The organism is Alistipes sp. DJF_B185, from assembly GCF_964250025.1.
GTDB classification, from domain to species: Bacteria; Bacteroidota; Bacteroidia; order Bacteroidales; family Rikenellaceae; genus Alistipes; species Alistipes finegoldii.
This window is the reverse complement of record NZ_CAXUDY010000081.1, coordinates 1-851: the sequence shown is the minus strand read 5'-3', so window position 1 is coordinate 851 and position 851 is coordinate 1. Positions and strand designations below refer to the sequence as shown.

Below are 851 nucleotides of genomic sequence, written 5' to 3'. Positions count from 1 at the left end.
GCATTTTCTCCTGCCTTGTTTCTCTCGTGGCTCTAACCGGCTTTTTCTATTTCCTATTCACTCACATCTTCTAAATTTTTACAGGTATGACAAAGTACATTTCATTATTCGGAGCGACTACCACGGACACGCAGGTGCAGGTAGTCAAGGAAAACCAGGTTATCATCGGTATCGGTGCGGGTGCGAGCAGAAAGCGTTACGTCGTTTACAAGGTGGAACACACCGCCCGTGGCTACGTGTACCACATGGTCGATACCGAAACAAAGGAAATCAGCCAAACGGACATTTTACGTCCCCTTTCCCAAGAATTCGGTATCGGCAGGTACTACGACGACGTGAACCCCGAGTTCATGGACGCTTTCGAGGTGGCTTTGCTCGTGGGGCAGGCGGAAGAGCAAGCCACGGCGCAGGCCATCGCCGCCGCCAAAGAGAAAGCCGAGCATGACCGCATAGCGGAAATAGGGGCGCAGAGGTTACGCCGCATCATGCCCGAAGGGGTGCAGGGCGTAATCATCGCCGAACTCAACGAAACGGAATACACTGACCCCTCTTACGAGTGTTCGACCACCCGAAGCGTGCGTACCGTCATTCTCGGCTTTTCGGCCACCTCCCGCAACGGCTTCGGGGAGTTGAGAAAGGCGGCGGCCAATTTCCCGCAAACGGCGCACCTCTCCGAATACGACCCCAAGAACGAACACCGCTATCCCGTTTTCACGCTCGGCAAAAGTCCGAAATACGGGTGGAGTGTCTGCAAACTGACCCACTACACCCGTAAAGGGTACATCGACAGGCTGGCATATATCGCAGGAAACGAGGAGAATATATGTCTGCCCGAGCCGAAAGACGAAAAA

1 protein-coding gene is annotated in these 851 nt (G+C 53.9%); it reads left to right on the top strand.

Annotated elements, in window-relative coordinates; translation table 11 throughout:
- Window positions 1-86: 86 nt before the first annotated feature.
- On the top strand, window positions 87-851 hold a 765-nt coding region (locus tag ACESTR_RS16270), incomplete at its 3' end, for a hypothetical protein (protein ID WP_373179460.1).